The 24716-nt window shown below is 66.7% G+C and carries 36 protein-coding genes; 35 read left to right on the top strand and 1 reads right to left on the bottom strand.

Annotated elements, in window-relative coordinates:
• The first annotated feature begins 233 nt into the window (after positions 1–233).
• The 4 genes from rpsL to tuf all read left to right on the top strand — a co-directional run bounded on the left by rpsL (position 234) and on the right by tuf (position 4664).
• A complete protein-coding gene (gene rpsL / locus JD276_RS10940; protein ID WP_200115694.1) occupies positions 234–608 on the top strand; it encodes a 30S ribosomal protein S12 in 375 nt (124 codons plus the stop codon).
• Positions 608–1078, top strand: a complete 471-nt coding sequence (rpsG, locus tag JD276_RS10935) for a 30S ribosomal protein S7 (RefSeq protein WP_024356767.1) — start codon at positions 608–610, stop codon at positions 1076–1078. The genes rpsL and rpsG overlap by 1 nt, the downstream gene beginning before the upstream one ends.
• Positions 1079–1195: 117 nt before the next feature.
• The gene (fusA, locus tag JD276_RS10930; protein WP_200115693.1) at positions 1196–3310 is read left to right on the top strand and encodes an elongation factor G; all 2115 of its coding nucleotides are present in this window, start codon (positions 1196–1198) and stop codon (positions 3308–3310) included.
• Positions 3311–3470: 160 nt separating this feature from the next.
• Positions 3471–4664 carry an elongation factor Tu gene (gene tuf, locus JD276_RS10925; protein ID WP_200115692.1) on the top strand — a complete coding sequence of 398 codons (1194 nt, stop codon included), beginning with the start codon at positions 3471–3473 and terminating at the stop codon, positions 4662–4664.
• Positions 4665–4754: 90 nt separating this feature from the next.
• On the opposite strand, the gene JD276_RS10920 is transcribed toward tuf, so the two are convergent.
• The gene (locus JD276_RS10920; protein ID WP_200115691.1) at positions 4755–4991 is read right to left on the bottom strand and encodes an antitoxin; all 237 of its coding nucleotides are present in this window, start codon (positions 4989–4991) and stop codon (positions 4755–4757) included.
• 245 nt (positions 4992–5236) lie between these two features.
• Between JD276_RS10920 and JD276_RS10915 the strand changes: the two genes are divergently transcribed.
• The 31 genes from JD276_RS10915 (at position 5237) to rplQ (ending at position 24140) form a co-directional block, all read left to right on the top strand.
• The gene (locus JD276_RS10915; protein WP_200115690.1) at positions 5237–7036 is read left to right on the top strand and encodes a polysaccharide biosynthesis protein; all 1800 of its coding nucleotides are present in this window, start codon (positions 5237–5239) and stop codon (positions 7034–7036) included.
• Positions 7033–8169, top strand: a complete 1137-nt coding sequence (locus JD276_RS10910) for an MraY family glycosyltransferase (protein WP_200115689.1) — start codon at positions 7033–7035, stop codon at positions 8167–8169. Before JD276_RS10915 ends, JD276_RS10910 begins: the two co-directional genes overlap by 4 nt.
• Positions 8170–8608: 439 nt before the next feature.
• On the top strand, positions 8609–8917 hold the full coding sequence (gene rpsJ / locus JD276_RS10905; protein WP_200115688.1) for a 30S ribosomal protein S10: 309 nt from the start codon (positions 8609–8611) through the stop codon (positions 8915–8917).
• Positions 8918–8930: 13 nt separating this feature from the next.
• The gene (gene rplC, locus JD276_RS10900; protein ID WP_200115687.1) at positions 8931–9587 is read left to right on the top strand and encodes a 50S ribosomal protein L3; all 657 of its coding nucleotides are present in this window, start codon (positions 8931–8933) and stop codon (positions 9585–9587) included.
• A gap of 3 nt (positions 9588–9590) precedes the next feature.
• Positions 9591–10244, top strand: coding sequence for a 50S ribosomal protein L4 (gene rplD, locus JD276_RS10895; RefSeq protein WP_200115686.1), 654 nt, complete (start codon positions 9591–9593; stop codon positions 10242–10244).
• The gene (rplW, locus tag JD276_RS10890; protein WP_200115685.1) at positions 10241–10540 is read left to right on the top strand and encodes a 50S ribosomal protein L23; all 300 of its coding nucleotides are present in this window, start codon (positions 10241–10243) and stop codon (positions 10538–10540) included. The genes rplD and rplW overlap by 4 nt, the downstream gene beginning before the upstream one ends.
• 24 nt (positions 10541–10564) lie before the next feature.
• Positions 10565–11401 carry a 50S ribosomal protein L2 gene (gene rplB / locus JD276_RS10885; protein ID WP_200115684.1) on the top strand — a complete coding sequence of 279 codons (837 nt, stop codon included), beginning with the start codon at positions 10565–10567 and terminating at the stop codon, positions 11399–11401.
• A 24-nt stretch (positions 11402–11425) separates the two neighbouring features.
• Complete coding sequence (gene rpsS, locus JD276_RS10880) at positions 11426–11707, top strand: 30S ribosomal protein S19 (protein ID WP_105804995.1); 282 nt, start codon at positions 11426–11428, stop codon at positions 11705–11707.
• A gap of 26 nt (positions 11708–11733) precedes the next feature.
• A complete protein-coding gene (gene rplV, locus JD276_RS10875; RefSeq protein WP_200115683.1) occupies positions 11734–12117 on the top strand; it encodes a 50S ribosomal protein L22 in 384 nt (127 codons plus the stop codon).
• Positions 12117–12875: a 30S ribosomal protein S3 gene (gene rpsC, locus JD276_RS10870; protein ID WP_200115682.1), complete on the top strand. Its 759-nt coding sequence runs from the start codon at positions 12117–12119 to the stop codon at positions 12873–12875. Before rplV ends, rpsC begins: the two co-directional genes overlap by 1 nt.
• A 2-nt stretch (positions 12876–12877) precedes the next feature.
• Positions 12878–13297 carry a 50S ribosomal protein L16 gene (gene rplP / locus JD276_RS10865; protein ID WP_200115681.1) on the top strand — a complete coding sequence of 140 codons (420 nt, stop codon included), beginning with the start codon at positions 12878–12880 and terminating at the stop codon, positions 13295–13297.
• Positions 13297–13611: a 50S ribosomal protein L29 gene (rpmC, locus tag JD276_RS10860; protein WP_200115680.1), complete on the top strand. Its 315-nt coding sequence runs from the start codon at positions 13297–13299 to the stop codon at positions 13609–13611. The genes rplP and rpmC overlap by 1 nt, the downstream gene beginning before the upstream one ends.
• A gap of 2 nt (positions 13612–13613) precedes the next feature.
• On the top strand, positions 13614–13886 hold the full coding sequence (gene rpsQ / locus JD276_RS10855) for a 30S ribosomal protein S17 (protein ID WP_200115679.1): 273 nt from the start codon (positions 13614–13616) through the stop codon (positions 13884–13886).
• 30 nt (positions 13887–13916) lie between these two features.
• Entirely contained in the window at positions 13917–14285 is a 369-nt protein-coding gene (gene rplN, locus JD276_RS10850; RefSeq protein WP_200115678.1) for a 50S ribosomal protein L14, read from the top strand.
• A gap of 3 nt (positions 14286–14288) precedes the next feature.
• On the top strand, positions 14289–14651 hold the full coding sequence (rplX, locus tag JD276_RS10845; protein WP_200115677.1) for a 50S ribosomal protein L24: 363 nt from the start codon (positions 14289–14291) through the stop codon (positions 14649–14651).
• Positions 14648–15226 carry a 50S ribosomal protein L5 gene (gene rplE / locus JD276_RS10840; protein WP_307866547.1) on the top strand — a complete coding sequence of 193 codons (579 nt, stop codon included), beginning with the start codon at positions 14648–14650 and terminating at the stop codon, positions 15224–15226. The genes rplX and rplE overlap by 4 nt, the downstream gene beginning before the upstream one ends.
• A gap of 119 nt (positions 15227–15345) precedes the next feature.
• The gene (gene rpsH / locus JD276_RS10835; RefSeq protein ID WP_200115675.1) at positions 15346–15744 is read left to right on the top strand and encodes a 30S ribosomal protein S8; all 399 of its coding nucleotides are present in this window, start codon (positions 15346–15348) and stop codon (positions 15742–15744) included.
• A gap of 6 nt (positions 15745–15750) precedes the next feature.
• Positions 15751–16287, top strand: a complete 537-nt coding sequence (gene rplF, locus JD276_RS10830; RefSeq protein ID WP_200115674.1) for a 50S ribosomal protein L6 — start codon at positions 15751–15753, stop codon at positions 16285–16287.
• 3 nt (positions 16288–16290) lie between these two features.
• A complete protein-coding gene (rplR, locus tag JD276_RS10825; protein WP_200115673.1) occupies positions 16291–16665 on the top strand; it encodes a 50S ribosomal protein L18 in 375 nt (124 codons plus the stop codon).
• A complete protein-coding gene (gene rpsE / locus JD276_RS10820; protein ID WP_200115672.1) occupies positions 16662–17372 on the top strand; it encodes a 30S ribosomal protein S5 in 711 nt (236 codons plus the stop codon). Before rplR ends, rpsE begins: the two co-directional genes overlap by 4 nt.
• Positions 17372–17560, top strand: a complete 189-nt coding sequence (gene rpmD, locus JD276_RS10815; RefSeq protein ID WP_200115671.1) for a 50S ribosomal protein L30 — start codon at positions 17372–17374, stop codon at positions 17558–17560. Before rpsE ends, rpmD begins: the two co-directional genes overlap by 1 nt.
• On the top strand, positions 17557–18018 hold the full coding sequence (rplO, locus tag JD276_RS10810) for a 50S ribosomal protein L15 (protein ID WP_200115670.1): 462 nt from the start codon (positions 17557–17559) through the stop codon (positions 18016–18018). Before rpmD ends, rplO begins: the two co-directional genes overlap by 4 nt.
• Positions 18019–18219: 201 nt before the next feature.
• Entirely contained in the window at positions 18220–19542 is a 1323-nt protein-coding gene (gene secY, locus JD276_RS10805) for a preprotein translocase subunit SecY (protein WP_200115669.1), read from the top strand.
• The gene (locus JD276_RS10800; RefSeq protein ID WP_200115668.1) at positions 19539–20129 is read left to right on the top strand and encodes an adenylate kinase; all 591 of its coding nucleotides are present in this window, start codon (positions 19539–19541) and stop codon (positions 20127–20129) included. The genes secY and JD276_RS10800 overlap by 4 nt, the downstream gene beginning before the upstream one ends.
• Positions 20130–20969 (top strand): type I methionyl aminopeptidase, encoded by an 840-nt coding sequence (map, locus tag JD276_RS10795; protein ID WP_200115667.1) that lies wholly within the window; start codon positions 20130–20132, stop codon positions 20967–20969.
• A 152-nt stretch (positions 20970–21121) separates the two neighbouring features.
• On the top strand, positions 21122–21343 hold the full coding sequence (gene infA / locus JD276_RS10790; RefSeq protein WP_200115666.1) for a translation initiation factor IF-1: 222 nt from the start codon (positions 21122–21124) through the stop codon (positions 21341–21343).
• Positions 21344–21416: 73 nt separating this feature from the next.
• Positions 21417–21530: a 50S ribosomal protein L36 gene (gene rpmJ / locus JD276_RS10785; protein ID WP_009199219.1), complete on the top strand. Its 114-nt coding sequence runs from the start codon at positions 21417–21419 to the stop codon at positions 21528–21530.
• A 140-nt stretch (positions 21531–21670) separates the two neighbouring features.
• Positions 21671–22039, top strand: coding sequence for a 30S ribosomal protein S13 (gene rpsM, locus JD276_RS10780; protein WP_200115665.1), 369 nt, complete (start codon positions 21671–21673; stop codon positions 22037–22039).
• Positions 22040–22090: 51 nt separating this feature from the next.
• The gene (rpsK, locus tag JD276_RS10775; protein ID WP_200115664.1) at positions 22091–22489 is read left to right on the top strand and encodes a 30S ribosomal protein S11; all 399 of its coding nucleotides are present in this window, start codon (positions 22091–22093) and stop codon (positions 22487–22489) included.
• A gap of 109 nt (positions 22490–22598) precedes the next feature.
• On the top strand, positions 22599–23585 hold the full coding sequence (locus tag JD276_RS10770; protein WP_200115663.1) for a DNA-directed RNA polymerase subunit alpha: 987 nt from the start codon (positions 22599–22601) through the stop codon (positions 23583–23585).
• A gap of 45 nt (positions 23586–23630) precedes the next feature.
• Positions 23631–24140 (top strand): 50S ribosomal protein L17, encoded by a 510-nt coding sequence (rplQ, locus tag JD276_RS10765; RefSeq protein ID WP_200115662.1) that lies wholly within the window; start codon positions 23631–23633, stop codon positions 24138–24140.
• Positions 24141–24716: the final 576 nt, after the last annotated feature.

The raw sequence follows: 24716 nt of genomic DNA, 5'->3' as shown, positions 1-24716 counted from the left end.
GACATCACCGCCTATAGTTGTCTTTTGGTGTACTCCACCGAGGTTTGTCGTGCCAGCACGGGAGAGCTCGAGGGAGGACTCCTCGGGTCCCTGGCCCAGACGGGCGAAACCCCCACGGCATACCTGCACTCGGCCGCGCGAGCGGCAGCAGGTCAGCGGCGGCGCAAGCGGTCGCACATGCTTGTTCGAAATGAAGCATTCCTGTCACCGTGCAGGACCAACTAGGAGAATCAGTGCCTACTATTCAGCAGCTGGTTCGCAAGGGCCGGACGCCGAAGGTCTCCAAGACCAAGGCGCCCGCTCTGAAGGCGAACCCTCAGCAGCGCGGTGTGTGCACCCGTGTGTACACCACCACCCCGAAGAAGCCGAACTCGGCGATGCGCAAGGTCGCACGTGTGAAGCTCTCGAACGGAACCGAGGTCACGGCCTACATCCCCGGTGAGGGCCACAACCTGCAGGAGCACTCGATGGTGCTCGTGCGCGGCGGTCGTGTGAAGGACCTCCCCGGTGTCCGCTACAGGATCGTGCGCGGCGCGCTCGACACGCAGGCGGTCAAGGATCGTCAGCAGGCTCGCAGCCGCTACGGTGCGAAGAAGGAGAAGAAGTAATGCCTCGTAAGGGTCCTGCTCCGAAGCGCCCCGTCGTCGCCGATCCGGTCTACGGCTCTCCCGTCGTGAGCCAGCTCGTCAACAAGATCCTCCTGGACGGCAAGAAGGGCCTCGCCGAGCGCATCGTCTACGGTGCTCTCGAGAACGTGGCCGAGAAGTCCGGCCAGGACGCCGTGACGGTCCTCAAGAAGGCGCTCGACAACGTGCGTCCCACCCTCGAGGTCCGCTCGCGCCGCGTCGGCGGCAGCACCTACCAGGTGCCCGTCGAGGTGAAGCCGCACCGCGCGAACACCCTCGCGCTGCGCTGGCTGACCAGCTACGCCAAGGCTCGTCGTGAGAACACGATGACCGACCGCCTCACCAACGAGATCCTCGACGCCTCCAACGGGCTCGGCGCCGCTGTCAAGCGCCGCGAGGACACGCACAAGATGGCCGAGTCGAACCGCGCCTTCGCCCACTACCGCTGGTAGTGATCCGCACATCGGGCTTGTCGGGGTGGCGGTTCGCCCCATCCCGACAGGCCCGATGAACGATCGGCCGAACCCGATCCCGCACCAACTTCCATCCCCACCCTGGAGGAGACCCCTGTGGCACAAGACGTGCTCACCGACCTGAGCAAGGTCCGCAACATCGGCATCATGGCCCACATCGATGCCGGCAAGACCACCACCACCGAGCGCATCCTGTTCTACACGGGTGTGAACCACAAGCTGGGCGAGACCCACGATGGTGCCTCGACGACCGACTGGATGGAGCAGGAGAAGGAGCGCGGCATCACCATCACCAGTGCCGCGGTGACCTGCTTCTGGAACAAGAACCAGATCAACATCATCGACACACCCGGGCACGTCGACTTCACCGTCGAGGTGGAGCGCTCGCTCCGCGTGCTCGACGGCGCCGTCGCCGTGTTCGACGGCAAGGAGGGCGTCGAGCCCCAGTCCGAGACCGTGTGGCGTCAGGCCGACAAGTACAACGTGCCCCGCATCTGCTTCGTCAACAAGATGGACAAGATGGGCGCCGACTTCTACTTCACGGTGGACACCATCATCAACCGTCTCGGCGCCAAGCCGCTCGTGATGCAGCTCCCCATCGGGGCCGAGGCCGACTTCGTCGGCGTCGTCGACCTGCTCTCGATGCAGGCGCTCGTGTGGCCGGGCGACGCGAAGGGCGACGTCGCGCTCGGCGCCGCCTACGAGACCCGCGAGATCCCGGCCGAGCTCCAGGCGAAGGCCGAGGAGTACCGCGCGAAGCTCGTCGAGACCGTCGCCGAGTCCGACGACGACCTGCTCGAGAAGTTCTTCGGCGGCGAGGAGCTGACGATCGACGAGCTCAAGGGCGGCATCCGCAAGCTCGTGCTCGAGGGCGACACCTTCCCGGTGTACTGCGGCTCCGCGTTCAAGAACCGCGGTGTGCAGCCCATGCTCGACGCCGTGGTGGACTTCCTGCCGAACCCGCTCGACGTGGGCTCGATCAAGGCGCACGATCCGCGCGACGAGTCGATCGAGATCGATCGCAAGCCCGACGCCTCGGAGCCGTTCTCCGCGCTCGCCTTCAAGGTCGCGGTGCACCCCTTCTTCGGCCGCCTGACCTACGTCCGCGTGTACTCGGGCCAGGTCGACTCGGGCGCGCAGGTCGTCAACTCGACCAAGGGCAAGAAGGAGCGCATCGGGAAGATCTTCCAGATGCACGCCAACAAGGAGAACCCGGTCGACAACCTGACCGCGGGCAACATCTACGCGGTGATCGGCCTCAAGGACACGACCACGGGCGACACCCTCTGCGACCCGAACAACCAGGTGGTGCTCGAGTCGATGACCTTCCCCGAGCCGGTCATCGAGGTGGCCATCGAGCCGAAGACCAAGGGCGATCAGGACAAGCTGTCGACCGCGATCCAGAAGCTCGCCGAAGAGGATCCCACGTTCCGCGTGAGCCTCAACGCCGAGACGGGCCAGACCGTCATCGCCGGCATGGGCGAGCTGCACCTCGACATCCTCGTCGACCGGATGCGGCGCGAGTTCAAGGTCGAGGCGAACGTCGGCAAGCCGCAGGTCGCGTACCGCGAGACGATCCGCAAGACGGTCGAGAAGTACGACTACACCCACAAGAAGCAGACCGGTGGTTCCGGTCAGTTCGCGAAGGTGCAGATCGCGCTCGAGCCGCTCGAGGTCGAGGGCGACAAGATCTACGAGTTCGAGGACAAGGTGACCGGCGGTCGCGTGCCTCGGGAGTACATCCCCTCGGTGAACGCGGGCATCCAGGACGCGATGCAGTACGGCATCCTCGCCGGCTTCCCCGTCGTGGGTGTCAAGGCGACGCTGCTCGACGGCCAGTACCACGACGTGGACTCGTCGGAGATGGCGTTCAAGATCGCCGGCTCGATGGCCTTCAAGGAGGCCGCGCGCATGGCGAAGCCCGTGCTGCTCGAGCCCATGATGGCGGTCGAGGTGCGCACCCCCGAGGAGTACATGGGCGACGTGATCGGCGACATCAACTCCCGTCGCGGTCAGATCCAGTCGATGGAGGACGCGAGCGGCGTCAAGATCGTCAACGCGCTCGTGCCGCTCTCCGAGATGTTCGGGTACATCGGCGACCTCCGGTCGAAGACCAGCGGTCGCGCGGTGTTCTCGATGACCTTCGACTCCTATGCAGAGGTGCCGAAGGCCGTGGCCGATGAGATCGTTCAGAAGGCTAAGGGCGAGTAACATCGTCCGCGGTCCGGCGGCGGGCGGGAATCCCGCCGCCGGGTCGGCTGCTCGGCTCGCGTGAGCAGGCCCGAGCAAGTAACATAGTGAAGAAACCCGTACTCGCGCCCTCCGAAACCATCGGGGGAGAACGGTACCTGACGTCCTGAGGAGGACCATAGTGGCGAAGGCCAAGTTCGAGCGGACCAAGCCGCACGTAAACATCGGAACGATCGGTCACGTCGACCACGGTAAGACCACCCTTACCGCTGCGATCTCGCAGGTTCTGGCCGAGAAGTTCCCGTCTGACGTCAACGTCAAGCGCGACTTCGACACGATCGACTCGGCTCCCGAGGAGCGCCAGCGCGGCATCACCATCAACATCTCGCACGTCGAGTACGAGACCGAGAAGCGTCACTACGCTCACGTCGATGCCCCCGGCCACGCCGACTACATCAAGAACATGATCACCGGTGCCGCTCAGATGGACGGCGCGATCCTCGTGGTCGCGGCGACCGACGGCATGATGGCGCAGACCAAGGAGCACATCCTGCTCGCCAAGCAGGTCGGCGTCCCCTACCTGCTCGTCGCCCTCAACAAGAGCGACATGGTCGACGACGAGGAGATCCTCGAGCTCGTCGAGATGGAGGTCCGCGAGGAGCTCTCCAAGCAGGGCTACCCGGGCGACGACGTCCCCGTGGTGCGCGTCTCGGGCTACGAGGCGCTGCAGGGCAACGAGAAGTGGGTCGACTCCATCGTCGAGCTCATGGAGGCCGTCGACAACAACATCCCCGATCCCGTGCGTGACAAGGACAAGCCGTTCCTCATGCCCGTCGAGGACGTCTTCACCATCACCGGTCGCGGCACCGTGGTGACCGGCCGCGCCGAGCGCGGTACCCTCGCCATCAACTCCGAGGTCGAGATCGTGGGTCTGCGCCCGACGCAGAAGACCACCGTCACCGGCATCGAGATGTTCCACAAGCAGCTCGACGAGGCGTGGGCCGGCGAGAACTGCGGTCTGCTGCTCCGCGGCACCAAGCGCGAGGACGTCGAGCGCGGTCAGGTCGTCGTGAAGCCGGGCTCGATCACCCCGCACACCAAGTTCGAGGGCACCGCCTACATCCTCAAGAAGGATGAGGGCGGCCGTCACAACCCGTTCGAGACGAACTACCGTCCGCAGTTCTACTTCCGTACGACTGACGTGACCGGTGTCATCACCCTTCCCGAGGACAAGCCGATGGTCATGCCCGGCGACACCACCGACATGGTGGTCGAGCTGATCCAGCCCATCGCCATGGAGGAGGGCCTCGGCTTCGCGATCCGTGAGGGCGGCCGCACCGTCGGCGCCGGCACGGTGACCAAGATCGTCGAGTAGTCTCAGACGCCTCGCAGCATCGATCTGCAGAGGAAAGGCCCCGGGGTGATCCCCGGGGCCTTTCCCGTCTGCGGCCTCCTCGGGCCGAGGTCACTCGTTGCCGAGGCGGTCGTCGAGGTTCGACCTGACGCCCTCGACCCGGTCGGCGAACTTGCCGCCGGTCACCCTGTTCGCGAACCCGGCCGCGCCGTCGAGGAGCTTGTCGCTCACCTGCTCGGCCTGCTCGCTCTGCAGCGCCTCCTCGATCTTGTCCCGGTGCTGGTCCGCGAAGTCACCCGCCTTCCTCGTGAAATCCGATGCTCTCTTCCCCAGATCGTCGGCGCTCATGTGCTTCCCCTTCGGAGTATGCTCGCGGGGCCCGCCCCCGCTGGAACATTCATACCGCGATCCCGCGGCGCCTGTCTACGGCGCCCTTCGCCGTGAGGCCCCGAGCGTGCGCTCCCGGAGAGGCGCGACGCCGTGTGGGCGGCGCACCAGCGAGCTGTCAGCTCGGCCGCCGACCGGCCGGTATCCTCGATCGTGAGCCCGTCCGGGCTTCCGCCATCGGGTGGCCGCAGGAGAACGGAGAACGAGTGCCGACGACACCTGCCGGACGATTCGCGCATTTCACGCGTCAGTACGGTCCCCTGTACCTCCTCGACGTCTTCGCGTGGACCGTCGGCATCCTCGCCGCCCTCGTGCTCCGCTTCGACTTCAACTTCTCCCGCATCCACTGGGGCTGGACCCTCGCCGTCATCGGCGTGACCGCGCTGCTGCAGCTGCTCGGCGGATGGCTGTTCTGGCTCTACCGCAGCCGGTACGAGCTCGGCAGCTTCGACGAGGTGCGAGCGCTCGTGCTGAACATCACCGCCGTGATGGTGATCGCGTGGGTCTTCGCCTACCTGGTCGGGTACGGCAACGGGATCCCTCGGAGCACCCTGGTGATCGCGGCCCCGATCACGTTCAGCGTCATGGGCTTCGTGCGCTACCTGCTGCGGCTCTCCGCCGAGAAGCAGCTCAAGCCGGGGGAGGAGGCCGAGCGCACGCTGATCTACGGCGCCGGCTATCTCGGCACCCAGACGGTCAAGCGCCTCCTCACCGATCCGAACGCCTCGGCCCTGCCGGTGGGGTTCATCGACGACGATGCGACGAAGCGGAACCACGAGGTGCGCGGGATCCGGGTGCTCGGCGCGCTCGAGGATCTGAAGCGGCTCGCCCTCGACACCGGGGCGACGACGCTCATGGTGTGCATCGGCGACGCCGACGCCTCGCTCATGCGCCGCGTCGACGATGCCGCCGACTCCGCGGGCCTGAAGGCGCTCGTGCTGCCGCCGCTCGAGCAGCTGCTGCGCAACTCGGCGGCGATGAGCGAGACGCGGGAGCTGTCGATCGAGGATCTCATCGGGCGGCATCCGGTGCGCCTGGACACCGAGTCCATCGCCGAGTACCTGCAGGATCGGGTCGTGCTGGTCACCGGAGCGGGCGGCTCCATCGGCGCGGAGCTGTGCCGGCAGCTCGCCCGTTTCGCCCCGCGCGAGCTCGTGATGCTCGACCGCGACGAGACGGCCCTGCAGGAGACACAGCTCTCGATCAGCGGCCACGGGCTGCTCGACACGAGAGACGTCGTGCTCGCCGACATCCGCGACGAGGTCGCGCTCAAGCAGATCTTCCTGGAGCGCAAGCCGCAGGTGGTGTTCCACGCGGCGGCGCTCAAGCACCTGCCGATGCTCGAGCAGTATCCGGACGAGGCGTGGAAGACGAACGTCCTCGGAACCCTCAACGTGCTCAGGGCCGCTCGAGCCGCCGGAGTCGGGACGTTCGTGAACGTGTCGACGGATAAGGCCGCGAACCCCACCAGCGTGCTGGGGCACTCGAAGCGCGTCGCCGAGAAGCTCACGGCCTGGATGGCGCAGGAAACAGGCCGGCGCTACCTCTCGGTGCGCTTCGGCAACGTCATCGGCAGCCGCGGATCGATGCTGCCGACCTTCCGCGCGCTGATCGAGTCGGGCGGGCCGCTCACGGTCACGCACCCCGACGTGACGCGATTCTTCATGACGATCCCCGAGGCGAGCCAGCTCGTCATCCAGGCCGGAGGCATCGGGCGCCCGGGCGAGGTGCTGATCCTCGACATGGGGGAGCCGGTGCGGATCCTCGACGTCGCGAAGCGCATGATCGCGCAGTCGGGCAAGCAGGTCGAGATCGTCTTCACTGGGCTGCGGCACGGCGAGAAGCTGCACGAGGAGCTCGTGGGAGCGGGGGAGCGGGGCGAGCGCCCGTTCCACCCGATGATCTCGCACGCGAAGGTCGACTCCATGTCCCCCGAGGTGCTCGACCACGCCGGCTGGATCGCCCGCATGAGTCTGACCGACGAGGCCGGGGGGCGGGTGCGATGAGCGGCCTGCACATCGCCGTGGTCGCGGGCGCACTGACGCTCCTGCTCAGCCTCGCGCTCCCGGTCGCGGTGCGTCCGCTGCTCGTCCGACTCGGCATCATGGACGTTCCCAACGAGCGCTCCTCGCACACCCGTCCGGTGCTCCGCGGGCTCGGGCTCGCGGTGCTCCTCGCGATGGTCGCCGGAGGCGGAGCGGCCGTCTGGCTGCTGTCCACGGGGCCCGGGTTCCAGCGCTGGGATCTGCTGCTCGTCGTGCTGATCGGCTCGGTGCTGGCCGGTCTGCTCGGCCTGGGCGAGGATCTGCGCGGGCTCAGCGTGAAGATGCGCAGCGCGTGCCTGCTGCTGCTCGGGCTGCTGGTGCCGGTCGCGCTCGTCCTGCTCTTCAGCTTCCCGCCGGTCGGGGGCGACTTCGCGTTCGTCGCCGGGTTCCAGTGGCAGGGGTGGGATCCGGCGGCTGCGGAGGCGTCGGCGCCGCTCTCGGAGGCGGTCGGCGCGACGCCGCTGCCCCTCTGGCTCGGGATCGTCCTCGTGCCCTACGCGCTGCTGTTCGTCTCGAGCTACATCAACGTCGCGAACTTCATGGACGGGCTGAACGGCATCAGCGGCTTCCACGGCGTGATCGCGGGGCTCGCGTTCGCCGTCGCGGGCGGCCTCACGGGGCTGCCGTGGCTCACGATCGCGGGGATCGTGATCGCCGCGGCGTTCGCAGGGTTCCTGCCGTGGAACCTCACAAAGCCCGGCGCCTTCCTCGGCGATGTCGGCAGCTACCTGCTCGGCGGGGCGATCGCGATCACGAGCTTCGCCGCCCTGCTCGCGGGCGTGCCGATCCTCGCGACCATCGGGCCGATGATCATCTACTTCGGCGACGTCGGCGTCACCCTCGTCAAGCGGGTGCGGTCGGGGCACAAGTGGGACGAGCCGCACAAGGAGCACGTCTACCAGCGGATCCAGCAGCTCGGCTACTCCCACGTGCAGGCCTCGGGGATGACGGCGGGCGCGTCGCTGCTCGCCTCCGCGCTCGGCCTCGTCTCCTGCGTGGTGGCCCCGGTGTGGTGGCTGCTGCTGCTCGTCCTCGGCCTGGCGGTGCTCGTGCTGTACCTCGCGCTGCCTCGGTTGCTCCCCGCCTCCGCCTAGCGTCGCCCGGCCCCGTGTCCCGACCGGTCGCATCGAAACCACCGTGGTTCCGATGCCCCCGCGGAGGCTCGATGCGAGAAGCGAGCTCCCGGCCGCGAGCCGCGACACGCCCGGGTTGCAAAGTCCCTGAGCCCTGTGGCAAAATAGATGAGTTCAGTACTCCTCGCCTTGCGGGGATCACTGCCAGGCAGTGCATAGCCGCTCGGGTTCTCCCGGGCCGGGGCTAGGCCGCGGGTAGCGAACAAGACCCGCACGCCATTCGGCGGCCAGACTTCGTCCGGCCGTCTTCGTGTGTGTGCGGGGTTGTCACGGAAGTGGCGATATTGACAGGTGAACAGAGACCCAGCACTCCGGTGCCAGGGCGCTGATACGCAAGACGTCCAATGCCGCGCGGGCCACGAGCAGCGCGGTACGACGCAAGTAGAAAGTAGAGAGTCACATGGCGGGACAGAAAATCCGCATTCGACTGAAGTCGTATGACCACGAGGTCATCGACACCTCCGCGCGCAAGATCGTCGACACGGTCACCCGCGCGGGCGCGACCGTGATCGGCCCCGTGCCGCTTCCCACGGAGAAGAACGTGATCGCCGTGATCCGTTCGCCTCACAAGTACAAGGACAGCCGGGAGCACTTCGAGAAGCGCACCCACAAGCGCCTGATCGACATCGTCGATCCCACCCCCAAGGCCGTCGACTCGCTCATGCGTCTCGACCTTCCGGCCGATGTCAACATCGAGATCAAGCTCTAAAGGGGGTCCGGATATGTCTCACGCAGAGAAGAACGTGAAGGGTCTCCTGGGCACCAAGCTCGGCATGACTCAGGTCTGGGACGAGAACGGCAAGGTCGTTCCCGTCACCGTCATCGAGGTGGCCCCCAACGTGGTCACCCAGATCCGCACCCCCGAGGTCGACGGCTACAGCGCCGTGCAGATCGCCGCGGGTCAGATCGATCCCCGCAAGGTGAACCAGCCCACCGCCGGTCACTTCGCGAAGGCCGGGGTCACCCCCCGCCGTCACCTCACCGAGCTGCGCACGGCGGACGCCGCCGAGTACAGCCTGGGTCAGGAGCTCACCGTCGACACCACCTTCGAAGCCGGTCAGAAGATCGACGTCGTCGGCACCTCGAAGGGCAAGGGCTTCGCCGGCACCATGAAGCGTCACAACTTCAAGGGCGTCTCGGCATCCCACGGTGCGCACCGCAACCACCGCAAGCCGGGCTCGATCGGCGGCGCCGCGACCCCCGGTCGCGTGTTCAAGGGCCAGCGCATGGCCGGCCGCATGGGCGGCGACCGCGTCACCGTGCAGAACCTGACCGTCCAGGCGATCGACGCCGAGAAGGGCCTCATCCTCGTGAAGGGTGCGGTTCCGGGCGGGCGCGGCCGTCTCGTATTCGTTCGCAACGCTGTGAAGGGGGCGTAGTTCATGGCTACCGCTACCAAGCTCGAGGTCGTCGACGCGAAGGGCAAGAAGGCTGGGTCTGTCGACCTTCCCGAGGCCATCTTCGGCGTCGAGGCCAACGTCCCGCTGATCCACCAGGTCGTCACCGCTCAGCTCGCCGCTGCGCGCCAGGGCACCCACAAGGCCAAGGGCCGCGGTGAGCGCTCAGGTTCGGGCGCCAAGCCGTTCAAGCAGAAGGGCACTGGCCGCGCACGCCAGGGCTCGGTCCGCATGCCGCAGCACCGCGGCGGCGGCATCGTCCACGGACCCGTGCCCCGCGACTACTCGCAGCGCACCCCCAAGAAGATGATCGCCGCGGCGCTCCTCGGCCTGCTCTCGGACCGCGCCCGCGCGAACCGCCTGCACGTCGTCGAGTCCTTCGGCCTGGGCGACAAGCCGAGCACCAAGACCGCGCGCGAGTACCTCGGCTCGGTCGCTCCCGGCAAGCGCGTGCTCGTGGTCGTCGACCGCGAGGATCAGGTCAGCATCCTGAGCCTGCGCAACCTGCAGGGCGTGCACGTCCTCTTCCAGGATCAGCTCAACGCCTACGACGTGGTCGTCAGCGACGATCTCGTCTTCACCAAGGCCGCCTTCGACGCGTTCGTCGCTGGCCGCGCCGCCAAGGAGGACACGAAGTGAGCCTGAACAAGAACGCGCACGACGTCATCATCCGTCCGATCGTCTCCGAGAAGAGCTACGGTCTCATCGACGCCAACGGCCAGTACACCTTCGAGGTGGCTCCGAACGCGAACAAGACCGAGATCAAGCTCGCCATCGAAGAGGTCTTCGGTGTGAAGGTCGACAAGATCAACACGCTCAACCGCAAGGGCAAGACGCGCCGCACGAGGACCGGCCTCGGCAAGCGCAAGGACACCAAGCGTGCCATCGTCACCCTGAAGTCGGGCTCCATCGACATCTTCACGGCTGCGCTGTAGCTCGGAAGCGAAGAGGAACACAACATGGCTATTCGTAAGTACAAGCCGACGACCCCGGGTCGTCGCGGCTCGAGCGTCGCCGATTTCGCAGAGATCACCCGCTCGACCCCCGAGAAGTCGCTGCTCCGCCCGCTGCCGAAGACCGGCGGCCGCAACAACCAGGGCCGGATCACCACCCGTCACATCGGCGGTGGCCACAAGCGCCAGTACCGCGTCATCGACTTCCGTCGCAATGACAAGGACGGCGTGAACGCCAAGGTCGCGCACATCGAGTACGATCCCAACCGCACCGCGCGCATCGCGCTGCTGCACTTCGAGGACGGCGCGAAGCGGTACATCATCGCTCCGAACAAGCTGAAGCAGGGCGACACCGTCGAGTCGGGCCCCTCGGCCGACATCAAGCCGGGCAACAACCTGCCGCTGAAGAACATCCCCACCGGTACCGTGATCCACGCGATCGAGCTGAAGCCGGGCGGCGGCGCCAAGATGGCGCGCTCCGCCGGAGCGTCGGTCCGCCTCGTGGCGAAGGACGGCCCCTACGCCCAGCTGCGCCTGCCCTCGGGCGAGATCCGCAACGTCGACGCGCGCTGCCGCGCGACCGTCGGCGAGGTGGGCAACGCCGAGCAGTCGAACATCAACTGGGGCAAGGCCGGCCGCATGCGGTGGAAGGGCGTCCGCCCGACCGTCCGCGGTGTCGTCATGAACCCGGTCGACCACCCGCACGGTGGTGGCGAGGGCCGCACCTCGGGCGGTCGTCACCCGGTCAGCCCCTGGGGCCAGAAGGAAGGCCGCACGCGCCGTCCGAACAAGGAAAGCGACAAGCTCATCGTGCGTCGCCGGACCACTGGCAAGAAGCGTTAGTCGGCAGGTAGGAGAGAGTAGAAGATGCCTCGTAGTCTCAAGAAGGGCCCCTTCGTCGACAACCACCTGCTGAACAAGGTGGTTGCCCAGAACGAAGCCGGCACCAAGAACGTGATCAAGACCTGGTCGCGCCGCTCGATGATCATCCCCGCCATGCTGGGGCACACCATCGCGGTGCACGACGGTCGCAAGCACATCCCGGTGTTCGTCACCGAGACCATGGTCGGTCACAAGCTGGGCGAGTTCGCCCCGACCCGCACCTTCCGTGGTCACGTGAAGGACGACAAGAAGGGCCGTCGCCGCTAACGCGGTGACGTGAAGGAGGAAGAGAAATGGTGGAGTCGATCGCCCGCGTGCGTCATATCCGCATCACCCCCCAGAAGGCCCGTCGCGTCATCGATCTGATCCGCGGCAAGAACGCGCAGGAGGCCCTGGCCATCCTGAAGTTCGCACCGCAGGCAGCATCGGAGCCGGTGTTCAAGCTCGTCGCCTCGGCGATCGCCAACGCGCGCGTCAAGGCCGACCAGAACAACCTGCGTCTCAACGAGGACGAGCTCGTCGTAGCCCGCGCCTTCGTCGACGAGGGTGCGACGCTCAAGCGCTTCCGCCCTCGTGCACAGGGCCGCGCATTCCGCATCAACAAGCGGACGAGCCACATCACGGTCGTGCTTCAGACCGCGGATGAGCTCGCAACCGCGAAGAAGGGAGCCAAGTAATGGGCCAGAAGATTCATCCCTACGGCTTCCGCCTCGGGGTCACCACTGACCACGTGTCTCGCTGGTTCTCGGACTCGACGAAGAAGGGTCAGCGCTACGCCGACTACCTCGCCGAGGACATCCGGATCCGTCAGCACCTGACGAAGCAGCTGGATCGCGCGGGCGTGTCCCGCGTCGAGATCGAACGCACCCGCGACCGCGTCCGCGTGGACATCCACTCGGCGCGCCCCGGCATCGTCATCGGCCGCCGCGGCGCCGAGGCCGAGCGCATCCGCGCCGAGCTCGAGAAGCTCACCGGCAAGCAGATCCAGCTGAACATCCTCGAGGTGAAGAACCCCGAAGCCGACGCTCAGCTGGTCGCCCAGGGCATCGCCGAGCAGCTCGCCGCCCGCGTGGCGTTCCGCCGCGCGATGCGCAAGGGCCTGCAGGGCGCGCAGCGCGCCGGCGCCAAGGGCATCCGGATCCAGGTCTCCGGCCGTCTCGGCGGCGCCGAGATGAGCCGTTCGGAGTTCTACCGCGAGGGGCGCGTGCCGCTGCACACCCTCCGCGCGAACATCGACTACGGCTTCTACGAGGCGAAGACCACCTTCGGCCGCATCGGCGTGAAGGTCTGGATCTACAAGGGCGACCTCACCAACAAGGAACTCGCTCGCGAGCAGGCGGCCCAGAAGCCGTCGCGCGATCGCGGCGACCGCCGCCGTGCGCCCCGGGGCGCTCAGGCCGAGGCTGCGCCCGCCGCAGCAGGAGCGGAGAAGTAAGCATGCTGATTCCCCGTCGAGTCAAGTACCGCAAGCAGCACCACCCCAGCCGCAGCGGCCAGTCGAAGGGCGGCAACAAGGTCGCCTTCGGCGAGTTCGGGATCCAGGCGCTGACCCCCGCGTACGTGACGAACCGTCAGATCGAGTCCGCTCGTATCGCGATGACCCGTCACATCAAGCGCGGCGGCAAGGTGTGGATCAACATCTACCCCGACCGCCCCCTCACCAAGAAGCCCGCCGAGACCCGCATGGGCTCCGGTAAGGGCTCCCCCGAGTGGTGGGTGGCCAATGTCAAGCCGGGCCGCGTCCTCTTCGAGGTCGCCGGTGTCGATGAGGAGCTCGCTCGTGAGGCGCTGACCCGCGCCATCCACAAGCTGCCTCTCAAGGCCCGCATTATCAAGCGCGAGGAGGGCGACGCGTAATGGCGATCGGTACCAAGGAACTGGCCATCACCGAACTCGACACGTTCGAGAACGAGCGTCTGGCCGAGGAGCTCAAGAAGGCGAAGACCGAGCTCTTCAACCTGCGTTTCCAGTCGGCCACCGGCCAGCTGGAGAGCCACGGTCGTGTGCGCCAGGTGAAGCGCGACATCGCGCGCATCTACACGGTCCTCCGCGAGCGCGAGCTCGGGATCCGGGCCACCCCGGCCCCCGTGGAGCAGGCTCCCGCCAAGGCGAAGAAGAGCACCAAGAAGACCGAGCAGGCGGACGCCGCCGCTGAGACGAAGGAGGCCTAGGAATGGCTGAGGTCGAGAAGGAACAGCGCGGCTACCGTAAGGCCCGTCGCGGCTACGTCGTCAGCGACAAGATGGACAAGACCATCGTCGTCGAGGTCGAGGATCGCGTGAAGCACCCCCTGTACGGCAAGGTCATGCGCCGCTCGTCGAAGGTCAAGGCGCACGACGCGGCGAACAGCGCGGGCATCGGCGATCTCGTGCTCATCCACGAGACCCGTCCCCTGAGCGCCACGAAGCGCTGGCGCCTCGTCGAGATCCTCGAGAAGGCGAAGTAAGCCTCCGGCTTACGGAAGAAGGAGTTACAAGTGATTCAGCAGGAATCCAGGCTCAAGGTCGCCGACAACACCGGCGCCAAGGAGCTGCTCACGATTCGTGTGCTCGGGGGTTCGAAGCGCCGCTACGCGGGTGTCGGTGACACCATCGTCGCGACCGTCAAGGACGCCATCCCCGGCGGCAACGTGAAGAAGGGCGACGTGGTCAAGGCCGTCATCGTCCGCACCCGCAAGTCGACCCGTCGCGCAGACGGCTCGTACATCAGCTTCGACGAGAACGCCGCCGTGATCCTGAAGGCCGACGGGGAGCCCCGCGGCACCCGTATCTTCGGGCCGGTCGGCCGTGAGCTTCGCGACAAGAAGTTCATGAAGATCGTCTCGCTCGCACCGGAGGTGATCTAGTCCATGGCTAACAAGATCAAGAAGGGTGACCTCGTCGAGGTCATCTCGGGCCCGTCGCAGGAGCGCGGCGGCTACAAGGGCAAGCAGGGCAAGGTGATCGCGGTCCTGAGCGACAGTGATCGCGTCGTGGTCGAGGGCGTGAACTACGTCACGAAGCACGTGCGTCAGGGCCAGTCCGCCCGCGGCACCAACGAGGGCGGGATCGAGACCCACGAGGCACCGATCCACGTCTCCAACGTCGCGCTCGTCGATCCCGAGACCAAGAAGCCCACTCGCGTCGGCTTCCGCGTCGAAGAGGTCGAGAAGGACGGGAAGAAGAAGACCGTCCGCGTCCGCTACGCCAAGAAGTCTGGGAAGGACCTCTGATGACTGAGACTGCTGCGCCCGCTGGCAAAATCCAGCCGCGCCTGAAGCAGAAGTACCGCAGCGAGATCGTTCCGGCGCTGACCGAGGAGTTCGGCTTCGAGAACGTGATGCAGGTTCCCGGCCTCGTGAAGGTCGTCGTGAACACCGGCGTCGGCGAGGCCGCTCGCGACAGCAAGGTGATCGAGGGGGCTATCGCCGACCTCGTGAAGATCACCGGTCAGAAGCCGATGGTGACGAAGGCCCGCAAGTCCATCGCGCAGTTCAAGCTGCGCGAGGGGCAGGCGATCGGCGCTCACGTCACCCTCCGCGGCGACCGCGCCTGGGAGTTCCTCGACCGCCTCATCAACCTCGCGCTGCCCCGCATCCGCGATTTCCGCGGTCTGTCGGCCAAGCAGTTCGACGGGAACGGGAACTACACCTTCGGTCTGACCGAGCAGAGTGTGTTCCACGAGATCGATCAGGATAAGATTGATCGGGTGCGCGGTTTCGACATCACCGTCGTGACCACTGCCAAGACCGACGACGAGGGTCGTGCGCTGCTTCGCGCGCTCGGCTTCCCGTTCAAGGCCGAATAACTGAATAGTCCAAGCGGGGCAGGCGCCCCGGGGATCACCCCGGGGCGCCTGCATCCGTGTCACCCAGGTCGTAAGTCGTGTACCGGCTTGCGATACCAGGCGAGAAAGAAGAGTCACTCATGACGATGACTGATCCGGTCGCAGATATGCTGACCCGGCTGCGCAATGCCAACGGCGCGCATCATGACGACGTTTCGCTCCCCGGCTCGAAGCTGAAGGAGCGGATCGCGGAGATCCTCAAGCGCGAGGGCTACATCGCGGACTGGAAGGTGGAGGACGCGCGCGTCGGCACCACCCTCACCATGTCGCTGAAGTACGGCCCCAACCGCGAGCCCTCCATCGAGGGCCTCAAGCGCGTGTCCAAGCCCGGTCTGCGGGTCTACGCACGCTCGACCGAGATCCCGAGCGTGCTCGGCGGCCTCGGCATCGCGATCCTGTCCACCTCCTCGGGGCTCCTCACCGACCGCGAGGCCGAGCAGAAGGGCGTAGGCGGAGAAGTCCTCGCCTACGTGTGGTAGTCCGTCATGTCACGTATCGGTAAGCTTCCCATCACCGTCCCCGGCAGCGTCACCGTTTCGATCGACGGGCAGTCGGTCACGGTCAAGGGCCCGAAGGGCGAGCTCGCGCTCGTCGTCGCCGAGCCCATCCGCGTCGCCCTCGAGGACGGCCAGGTGCTGGTCACCCGCCCCGACGACGAGCGCGAGTCGCGCGCTCTGCACGGGCTGACCCGCACGCTCATCAACAACAACATCATCGGTGTCACCGAGGGCTACTCCAAGGGCCTCGAGGTCGTCGGCACCGGCTACCGCGTGCAGCAGAAGGGCTCCGGCCTGGAGCTCGCGCTGGGCTTCTCGCACCCGGTGAACGTCGAGGCCCCCGAGGGCATCACCCTCTCGGTCGAGGGCAACACCAAGATCACCGTGAGCGGAATCAGCAAGCAGGCGGTCGGAGAGGCCGCTGCGAACATTCGCAAGCTGAAGAAGCCGGAGCCCTACAAGGGCAAGGGCATTCGCTACGCGGGCGAGAATGTCCGCCGCAAGGCAGGAAAGGCTGGTAAGTAACCCATGGCCGCTTCAGTTACTCGGGCCAAGGGCCGTTCGGCGGCGCGCATCCGCCGTCACGCCCGGCTGCGTAAGAAGATCGTCGGCACGGAGGCTCGTCCCCGTCTCGTCGTGACCCGCTCGGCGCGTCACGTCTTCGTCCAGGTGATCGATGATTCCAAGGGCTTCACCGTGGCCTCGGCATCGACCATGGAAGCCGATCTGCGCGCCTTCGACGGCGACAAGACGGCCAAGGCGCGCAAGGTCGGCGAGCTCGTCGCCGAGCGCGCGAAGGGCGCCGGTGTCGAGGCCGTGGTCTTCGACCGCGGCGGAAGCAAGTACGCGGGTCGCGTCGCCGCCATCGCAGATGGTGCTCGCGAGGGAGGGCTGACCCTGTGAGCAACGAAACGAAGGAGCAGGAAGTGTCTGCAGAGACCCAGGCCACTGAGTCCGCGGCCGCGCAGGCCCCGGCTCAGGACCACCGCAACGAGCCCCGCGAGCAGCGCCGCGGCAGCCGCGATCGCGGCACCCGTGGCGAGCGCGGCGGGCGCGATCGCACCGAGAGCCAGTTCCTCGAGCGCGTCGTCACCATCAACCGCGTGTCCAAGGTCGTCAAGGGCGGTCGCCGCTTCAGCTTCACCGCGCTCGTCGTGGTGGGCGATGGCAACGGCACCGTGGGCGTCGGCTACGGCAAGGCGAAGGAGGTGCCCCTCGCCATCTCCAAGGGTGTCGAGGAGGCCAAGAAGAACTTCTTCCGCGTGCCCCGCATCGGCAACACCATCCCCCACCCCGTGCAGGGTGAGGCCGCGGCCGGCGTCGTCCTGCTGCGCCCCGCTGCCGCGGGTACCGGTGTGATCGCCGGCGGCCCCGTCCGCGCCGTCCTCGAGTGCGCGGGCATCCACGACGTGCTGAGCAAGTCGCTCGGCTCGTCCAACACCCTGAACATCGTGCACGCGACCGTCGAGGCGCTGCAGCAGCTGGAGGAGCCCCGCTCCGTCGCTGCTCGCCGCGGTCTCGATTTCGACCGCGTCGCTCCGGCCCGCATCGTGCGCGCCGAGGCGAAGGCCGCGGCCGACGCTGCCGCCAAGGCGAAGGCAGGTGCGTAATGGCCAAGAGCCTGAAGATTACGCAGACGAAGTCCGTTATCAGTGAGAAGCAGAACCAGCGCGACACGCTGCGGAGCCTCGGCCTCAAGCGGATCGGCGACTCGGTCGTCCGCGAGGACACCCAGGCCAACCGCGGCTACGTCCGCACGGTCGCTCACCTGGTAGAGGTTGAGGAGATCGACGCATGAGCGAGAACAACGAGGAGCGCGAGCAGGTGCTGAAGGCTCACCACCTTCGCCCCGCTCCGGGCTCGAAGAAGGCCAAGACCCGCGTGGGTCGCGGCGAGGCATCCAAGGGTAAGACCGCGGGTCGCGGCACCAAGGGCACCAAGGCGCGCTACCAGGTGAAGGCCGGTTTCGAGGGTGGGCAGATGCCGCTGCACATGCGCACCCCGAAGCTGCGCGGGTTCAAGAACCCGTTCCGCACCGAGTACCAGGTGGTCAACGTCGCGAAGCTCGCGGAGCTGTACCCCCAGGGCGGCGACGTGACCGTGGCCGACCTCGTGGCCAAGGGCGCTGTCCGCAAGAACCAGCCCGTCAAGGTGCTGGGCGACGGCGATCTCCAGGTCAAGCTGACCGTGCAGGTGGACAAGGTCTCCGCCTCCGCGGAGCAGAAGATCGTCGCCGCAGGCGGAGAGATCAAGTAAGATTTCGAACACGGTTCGGAATTGAGGGGGACGGTGCGGGTCCGGCGTGAGTGCCGGATCCGGACCGTCCCTCTATTCTGTTATCCGGGGCGCTCGACCTGAGCGTTCCGAAACGTATGCGCCCTGGTGCCGTGTAGGCTGCTGGGGTATCGGTTATCGTCGTGAGGCGAAGCCCTCAACGACGCTCCCAGGAGGCAGGTTTTGTTCAGCGCCATCGGACGAATCTTCAAGACGCCCGATCTGCGGCGGAAGATCGTCTTCACGCTCGCCATCGTGTCCCTGTTCCGGCTGGGGTCGTTCGTGCCCGCGCCGTTCGTGAACTTCGACAACGTCCAGGCGTGTCTCGTCGCGAACCAGTCCGGCACCTCCGGCCTCTACGAGATGATCAACCTCTTCAGCGGCGGCGCGCTGCTGCAGCTCTCGATCTTCGCGCTCGGTATCATGCCGTACATCACCGCCTCCATCATCACGCAGCTGCTCCGCGTGGTCATCCCGCACTTCGAGGCGCTGCACAAGGAGGGGCAGGCGGGCCAGGCGAAGCTCACCCAGTACACGCGATACCTGACCATCGCGCTCGCGATCCTGCAGTCGACGACCCTCATCACGGTGGCGCGCTCGGGCATGCTCTTCGGCGCCTCGAACAGCCCCGCCTGCTCCAACCTGATCTCGCAGGAGTGGTGGGCGATCCTCATCATGATCATCACGCTGACGGCCGGCACCGGCCTGATCATGTGGTTCGGCGAGCTCATCACCGAGCGCGGCGTGGGCAATGGCATGTCGCTGCTCATCTTCACCTCGATCGCGGCGACCTTCCCCAGCGCGCTGTGGACGATCAAGGACTCGCAGGGCTGGGAGGTCTTCTTCTTCGTCATCGCGGTCGGCCTCGTCGTCGTCGCGGCCGTGGTGTTCGTCGAGCAGTCGCAGCGCCGGATCCCGGTGCAGTACGCCAAGCGCGTCGTGGGCCGTCGCACCTACGGCGGCTCGAGCACCTACATCCCGATCAAGGTGAACATGGCGGGCGTCATCCCCGTCATCTTCGCCTCGGCGATCCTGTACCTGCCGATGCTGATCGCGCAGTTCAACGAGCCCGGCATCGGCGAGGAGCCGAAGCCCTGGGTCGTCTGGATCTCCAACAACCTCGTGCAGGGCGACCAGCCCCTCTACATGGTCGTGTTCTTCCTGCTCACGATCGGCTTCACCTTCTTCTACGTGCAGATCACGTTCAACCCGGAAGAGGTCGCCGACAACATGAAGCAGTACGGCGGCTTCATCCCGGGCATCCGGGCCGGCCGCCCCACCGCCGAGTACCTCAACTACGTGCTCACCCGCATCACGAGCGCCGGATCGCTGTACCTCGGCGTCATCGCGCTCATCCCGCTGATCGCGCTCGCCTTCTTCGGAGCGAACCAGAACTTCCCGTTCGGCGGCGCATCGATCCTCATCATCGTGGGCGTGGGCCTCGAGACGGTGAAGCAGATCGATGCGCAGCTCCAGCAGCGCCACTATGAAGGACTCCTGAAATGATCGAAACCCGTACCGCTCGCCTGCTCATCATCGGCCCGCCCGGCGCGGGCAAGGGCACCCAGGCCTCGAAGATCGCCGAGCGCTACGGCGTTCCCGCGATCTCCACGGGCGACATCTTCCGAGCCAACATCAAGGGCGGCACGGAGCTCGGCGCGCGGGTCCAGCAGATCATCGAGCGCGGCGAGCTGGTCCCCGACTCGCTCACCAACGAGATCGTCGCGGACCGTCTGCAGCAGAGCGACGCCGCAGACGGCTTCCTGCTCGACGGCTACCCCAGGAACGTCGACCAGGTGCACGCCCTCGACGGCATGCTCGACGGCGACGCCCTCGACGCGGTCGTGCTGCTCGAGGCCGATGTGGACGAGGTCGTGGCGCGCCTGCTGAAGCGCGCCGAGATCGAGGGCCGCGCCGACGACACCGAAGAGGTGATCCGCCACCGTCAGGAGGTCTACGCCGAGCAGACGGCTCCGCTCGTCGACCTCTTCACCGAGCGGGGGATCCTGGTCCGCGTCGACGGCCTGGGCAGCATCGACGACGTCGCGGAGCGCATCGCAGCGGGCCTCGACGCGAAGCTGGGCGATCGGTAGATGGCCCGCGGGATCCTGCGCCGTTCCATCTACAAGTCGCCCGCTCAGCTGCGCCTGATGCGGGCGCCGGGGGAGGCCACGGGCGCCGCTCTGGCGGCGATGCGCGACGCGGTGCGCCCGGGCATCACGCCGCTCGAGCTCGACGCGATCGCCGAGGACGCGATCCGCGCTCGCGGGGGCGCCCCGAACTTCGCGCTCGAGCCGGGGTACCGGCACACCATCTGCGCGAACGTCAACGAGCACGTCGTGCACGCGATCCCGACCGATCGCCCGCTCGAACCCGGCGACATCGTCGCTCTCGACGCGGGCGCCATCATCGACGGCTGGAACGGCGACGCCGCCATCACGGTCGCGCTCCCGGACCCGGCGCGGCCCGACCGCACGGCCGACATCGAGCGGCTCAGCCACGTGACGGAGCAGGCCATGTGGCGCGGCATCGCGCGGCTCGCGACGGCGAAGCACGTCAATGAGATCGGCGAGGCCGTCGCGGAGTACGTCCGGGCCAACAGCGACTTCGGGATCCTCGAGGACTACATCGGTCACGGGATCGGCAGGCGGATGCACGAGGATCCGCCGGTGTTCAACGTCCCCGTCAGCCGGAAGGGCCCCGAGGTGAAGCCCGGGCTCGTCGTGGCCATCGAGCCGATCATCTCGGCTGGCGGCATCGACACGGTGGTGCAGGACGACGACTGGACCGTCTCGATGGCCGACGGTTCGCTGAGCGCCCAGTGGGAGCACTCGGTCGCGGTCCACGCCGACGGGATCTGGGTGCTCACCGCCGAGGACGGGGGAGCGGCCGGCCTCGCGCCCCTGGGCATCACCCCGGTCCCGATCCCCTGAGGACGTCTCCGTAGCGAAACGCCCGGCTTTACAAGCCGGGCGTTTCGGTGTATCGTTGCTCTTTGGTGCTTTGTGTCTTCATCGGGCGACGTCCGACGCGGCGCTCAGCATTCGCATGACCAGTAATCATCTACACGAGCGATAGTGAGGCTATGGCCAAGAAAGACGGCGTCATCGAAATCGAGGGCCAGGTTCTCGAGGCACTGCCCAACGCGATGTTCCGCGTTGAGCTGACCAACGGGCACAAGGTCCTCGCACACATTTCGGGCAAGATGCGCCAGCACTACATCCGGATCCTCCCCGAGGATCGCGTGATCGTGGAGCTGACCCCGTACGACCTGACCCGCGGTCGTATCGTCTACCGCTACAAGTAGGTCGAACGCTGGAAAGTAACGGCTCGCGGCACCCCGCGAGCACGAGGACAGCGAACTACGCAAAGGAAACATCATGAAGGTCAAGCCCAGCGTCAAGAAGATCTGCGACAAGTGCAAGGTCATCCGCCGCCACGGCCGCGTCATGGTGATCTGCGAGAACCCGCGCCATAAGCAGCGCCAGGGTTAACCGACGCGGAACCATCACACAACTCAACATCTGATCCAGCGCATCGAAGAACCCTGAGCTCGGCGAAGGGGGACACCTCGGGGCGGAGGCCCGAACCCCCGATGCGCACCACACCTCCACCATCACAGAGGAGAGCCAGAATGGCACGTCTCGCAGGAGTCGACATCCCTCGCGACAAGCGAGTAGAGATTGCACTCACCTACATCTACGGCGTCGGCCGTACCAGCGCGCTGAAGACCCTCGCCGACACCGGCATCGACGGCAACATCCGTGTCAAGGATCTGACCGACGAGCAGCTCGTCGCCCTCCGCGACTACATCGAGGGCAACTTCAAGGTCGAGGGTGATCTCCGCCGCGAGGTCGCCGCCGACATCCGCCGCAAGGTCGAGATCGGCAGCTACCAGGGTCTCCGCCACCGCAAGGGCCTGCCCGTGCATGGTCAGCGCACCAAGACGAACGCTCGCACCCGCAAGGGTCCGAAGCGCACCGTCGCCGGCAAGAAGAAGTAACCACCGGTTCACCGCGACCATCACACAGAGCTTTTCAGGAGAACATCACTCATGGCAGCAGCCAAGACCGCGGCTCGGAAGCCGCGTCGCAAGGACAAGAAGAACGTCGCCGTGGGCCAGGCCCACATCAAGTCGACCTTCAACAACACGATCGTCTCGATCACCGACACCACCGGTGCCGTGATCAGCTGGGCCTCTTCGGGCGGCGTCGGATTCAAGGGCTCGCGCAAGTCGACCCCGTTCGCCGCGCAGCTCGCGGCCGAGTCCGCCGCTCGCAAGGCGCAGGAGCACGGCATGAAGAAGGTCGACATCTTCGTGAAGGGCCCGGGTTCGGGCCGCGAGACCGCGATCCGCTCGCTGCAGGCCGCGGGTCTCGAGGTTGGTTCGATCAACGATGTCACCCCCCAGACGCACAACGGCTGCCGCCCGCCCAAGCGGCGCCGCGTCTAAGGAGCACGAGCGCGTGATGGTGCGCGGGCGGGGCCCGCGCACCATCCCCATCCTCTATCCCGATACCGCACGAGTCATATAGCGGACTCCAGCGAAAGGAACCAACACCGTGCTCATTGCACAGCGACCCACTCTGACTGAAGAGTCAATCTCCGAGTACCGTTCGCGCTTCGCCATCGAGCCCCTCGAGCCGGGCTTTGGCTACACCCTCGGCAACTCGCTCCGCCGAACCCTGCTCTCCTCGATCCCCGGCGCGGCCGTCACGAGCGTGCGCTTCGAGGGCGTCGCTCACGAGTTCACCACGATCCCCGGCGTGACCGAGGACGTGACCGAGATCATCCTGAACATCAAGGATCTCGTGGTCTCCAGCGAGCACGACGAGCCGATCACCGCCTACCTGCGCAAGACCGGCGCCGGTGAGGTCACCGCCGCTGACATCTCGGCTCCGGCCGGGGTCGAGGTGCACAACCCCGAGCTCGTCATCGCCACGCTGAACGATCAGGCCCAGTTCGAGCTCGAGCTGACCATCGAGCGCGGCCGCGGCTACGTCTCCGCCGCGCAGAACCGCAACGAGGACGCAGAGGTCGGCCGCATCCCGGTCGACTCGATCTACTCGCCGGTGCTGAAGGTCACCTACCGCGTGGAAGCCACGCGCGCCGGTGAGCGCACCGACTTCGATCGTCTGGTCGTCGACGTCGAGACCAAGCCGGCCATCAGCCCCCGCGACGCGATCGCCTCGGCCGGTTCGACCCTGGTCGAGCTGTTCGGTCTTGCGCGCGAGCTGAACACCGCTGCAGAGGGCGTCGAGATCGGTCCCGCGCCGGTCGAGGTGGCCAGCGACGGGGAGCTCTCGATCCCGATCGAGGATCTGGATCTCTCGGTGCGCAGCTACAACTGCCTCAAGCGCGAGGGCATCAACACGGTGAGCGAGCTGGTGGCGCTCTCCGAGGCGCAGCTCATGAACATCCGCAACTTCGGCCAGAAGTCCGTCTTCGAGGTGCGCGACAAGCTCACCGAGATGGGCCTGTCGCTGAAGGACGCGGTGCCCGGCTTCGACGGCGCTCAGTTCTACAGCTACGAAGACGACAACAACTAACGATCCGGCGCCGTCCGCCTGATCGCACATCTACTGGAGTAAACAATGCCCAAGCCCAACAAGGGCCCCCGCCTCGGAGGCGGCCCCGCTCACGAGCGCCTGATGCTGAACCAGATGGCTGCACAGCTGTTCGAGCACAAGCGCATTCAGACCACCGAGACCAAGGCGAAGCGGCTGCAGCCCGTCGCCGAGCGTCTGGTGACCTTCGCGAAGCGCGGCGACCTGCACGCCCGCCGTCGCGTCATGCGTCAGATTCTCGACAAGTCCGTGGTGCACGAGCTCTTCACCGAGATCGCTCCGCTCGTCGAGAACCGTGAGGGCGGCTACACCCGCATCATCAAGACCGGTTTCCGCAAGGGCGACAACGCCCCCCTCGCGGTGATCGAGCTGGTGCTCGAGCCGGTGAACCCGAAGCCGAAGGCCCAGAAGGCCGAGGCTCCGGTCGCCGAGGAGCCGCAGGCCGAGGAGGCTCCCGCGGAGGAGACCGCTGAGGCCGAGGAGACCGCTGAGGCCGAGGCTCCCGCTGAGGCTGCTGCCGAGGAGAAGGCCGAGTAGGGTCGGCGCTCCGGCGATCGTCGAGAACCCCGTCACGCACCGCGTGGCGGGGTTCTCGCGTATCCGGGCGGAGCGGGCTCTCCGCTCGCGTGTCTGCGGTGGTGGTCGCGTGTCTGCGGTGCTGATCGCGTGTCTGCGGTGTTCGCGTGTTTTCGGTGGTCGGGGAGGTGCGGTGTGCGCCGCGTTGCTGCGTTTCCGTGACCGCTGAACGGGCCGCCACCTTGGGGGCGGGGGTGCGTGTGGGGGAGCGGGGTGCGTGTGGGGGATGCATGTGGGGGTGTGCGACACGCCCGGGATGTGGGGTCGTGTTGCGGGGTACGGGTCGGGGTGCGTAATGTATTCCCTTGTCAGCGCAACGCAGCGGGGCCAGGAAGTGGTCCCGCCGGTTCGTATGCGCTCTCCGGTCACGTGGTGGTCGGGGAAGTGGCAGTGTCTCTCGGAAGCCCGGTCAGGGTGTGTACGGGGGGTGTCTGGTCCTTGAGAACTCAATAGTGTGCACTTGATTGTCAAATGCCAAATTTTATTATCCCCGGCACCTGCCTGTGTGGTGGGTGTGGGAGATTCCTTTTGGACACA

The organism is Leucobacter chromiisoli (assembly GCF_016522505.1).
Lineage (GTDB): Bacteria > Actinomycetota > Actinomycetes > Actinomycetales > Microbacteriaceae > Leucobacter > Leucobacter chromiisoli.
Note: the sequence above shows the minus strand (reverse complement) of the source record. Positions and strands in the feature narration are given on the sequence as shown.

What these genes read in the sequence shown, in the direction of transcription:
- map (WP_200115667.1), top strand. Translation starts at nt 20,130, where the DNA reads ATGGCCCGCGGGATCCTGCGCCGTTCCATCTACAAGTCGCCCGCTCAG.
- rpsK (WP_200115664.1), top strand. Translation starts at nt 22,091, where the DNA reads ATGGCAGCAGCCAAGACCGCGGCTCGGAAGCCGCGTCGCAAGGACAAG.
- rpsM (WP_200115665.1), top strand. Translation starts at nt 21,671, where the DNA reads ATGGCACGTCTCGCAGGAGTCGACATCCCTCGCGACAAGCGAGTAGAG.
- rpmD (WP_200115671.1), top strand. Translation starts at nt 17,372, where the DNA reads ATGGCCAAGAGCCTGAAGATTACGCAGACGAAGTCCGTTATCAGTGAG.
- rpsG (WP_024356767.1), top strand. Translation starts at nt 608, where the DNA reads ATGCCTCGTAAGGGTCCTGCTCCGAAGCGCCCCGTCGTCGCCGATCCG.
- rplC (WP_200115687.1), top strand. Translation starts at nt 8,931, where the DNA reads ATGTCTCACGCAGAGAAGAACGTGAAGGGTCTCCTGGGCACCAAGCTC.
- JD276_RS10910 (WP_200115689.1), top strand. Translation starts at nt 7,033, where the DNA reads ATGAGCGGCCTGCACATCGCCGTGGTCGCGGGCGCACTGACGCTCCTG.
- infA (WP_200115666.1), top strand. Translation starts at nt 21,122, where the DNA reads ATGGCCAAGAAAGACGGCGTCATCGAAATCGAGGGCCAGGTTCTCGAG.
- rplR (WP_200115673.1), top strand. Translation starts at nt 16,291, where the DNA reads ATGGCCGCTTCAGTTACTCGGGCCAAGGGCCGTTCGGCGGCGCGCATC.
- rplB (WP_200115684.1), top strand. Translation starts at nt 10,565, where the DNA reads ATGGCTATTCGTAAGTACAAGCCGACGACCCCGGGTCGTCGCGGCTCG.
- rplX (WP_200115677.1), top strand. Translation starts at nt 14,289, where the DNA reads ATGGCTAACAAGATCAAGAAGGGTGACCTCGTCGAGGTCATCTCGGGC.
- rplD (WP_200115686.1), top strand. Translation starts at nt 9,591, where the DNA reads ATGGCTACCGCTACCAAGCTCGAGGTCGTCGACGCGAAGGGCAAGAAG.
- JD276_RS10920 (WP_200115691.1), bottom strand. Translation starts at nt 4,991, where the DNA reads ATGAGCGCCGACGATCTGGGGAAGAGAGCATCGGATTTCACGAGGAAG.
- rpsQ (WP_200115679.1), top strand. Translation starts at nt 13,614, where the DNA reads ATGGCTGAGGTCGAGAAGGAACAGCGCGGCTACCGTAAGGCCCGTCGC.
- rpmJ (WP_009199219.1), top strand. Translation starts at nt 21,417, where the DNA reads ATGAAGGTCAAGCCCAGCGTCAAGAAGATCTGCGACAAGTGCAAGGTC.
- rplQ (WP_200115662.1), top strand. Translation starts at nt 23,631, where the DNA reads ATGCCCAAGCCCAACAAGGGCCCCCGCCTCGGAGGCGGCCCCGCTCAC.
- rpsS (WP_105804995.1), top strand. Translation starts at nt 11,426, where the DNA reads ATGCCTCGTAGTCTCAAGAAGGGCCCCTTCGTCGACAACCACCTGCTG.
- JD276_RS10800 (WP_200115668.1), top strand. Translation starts at nt 19,539, where the DNA reads ATGATCGAAACCCGTACCGCTCGCCTGCTCATCATCGGCCCGCCCGGC.
- rpsJ (WP_200115688.1), top strand. Translation starts at nt 8,609, where the DNA reads ATGGCGGGACAGAAAATCCGCATTCGACTGAAGTCGTATGACCACGAG.
- rpsH (WP_200115675.1), top strand. Translation starts at nt 15,346, where the DNA reads ATGACGATGACTGATCCGGTCGCAGATATGCTGACCCGGCTGCGCAAT.
- rplV (WP_200115683.1), top strand. Translation starts at nt 11,734, where the DNA reads ATGGTGGAGTCGATCGCCCGCGTGCGTCATATCCGCATCACCCCCCAG.
- rpmC (WP_200115680.1), top strand. Translation starts at nt 13,297, where the DNA reads ATGGCGATCGGTACCAAGGAACTGGCCATCACCGAACTCGACACGTTC.
- rplO (WP_200115670.1), top strand. Translation starts at nt 17,557, where the DNA reads ATGAGCGAGAACAACGAGGAGCGCGAGCAGGTGCTGAAGGCTCACCAC.
- rplF (WP_200115674.1), top strand. Translation starts at nt 15,751, where the DNA reads ATGTCACGTATCGGTAAGCTTCCCATCACCGTCCCCGGCAGCGTCACC.
- rpsC (WP_200115682.1), top strand. Translation starts at nt 12,117, where the DNA reads ATGGGCCAGAAGATTCATCCCTACGGCTTCCGCCTCGGGGTCACCACT.
- rplP (WP_200115681.1), top strand. Translation starts at nt 12,878, where the DNA reads ATGCTGATTCCCCGTCGAGTCAAGTACCGCAAGCAGCACCACCCCAGC.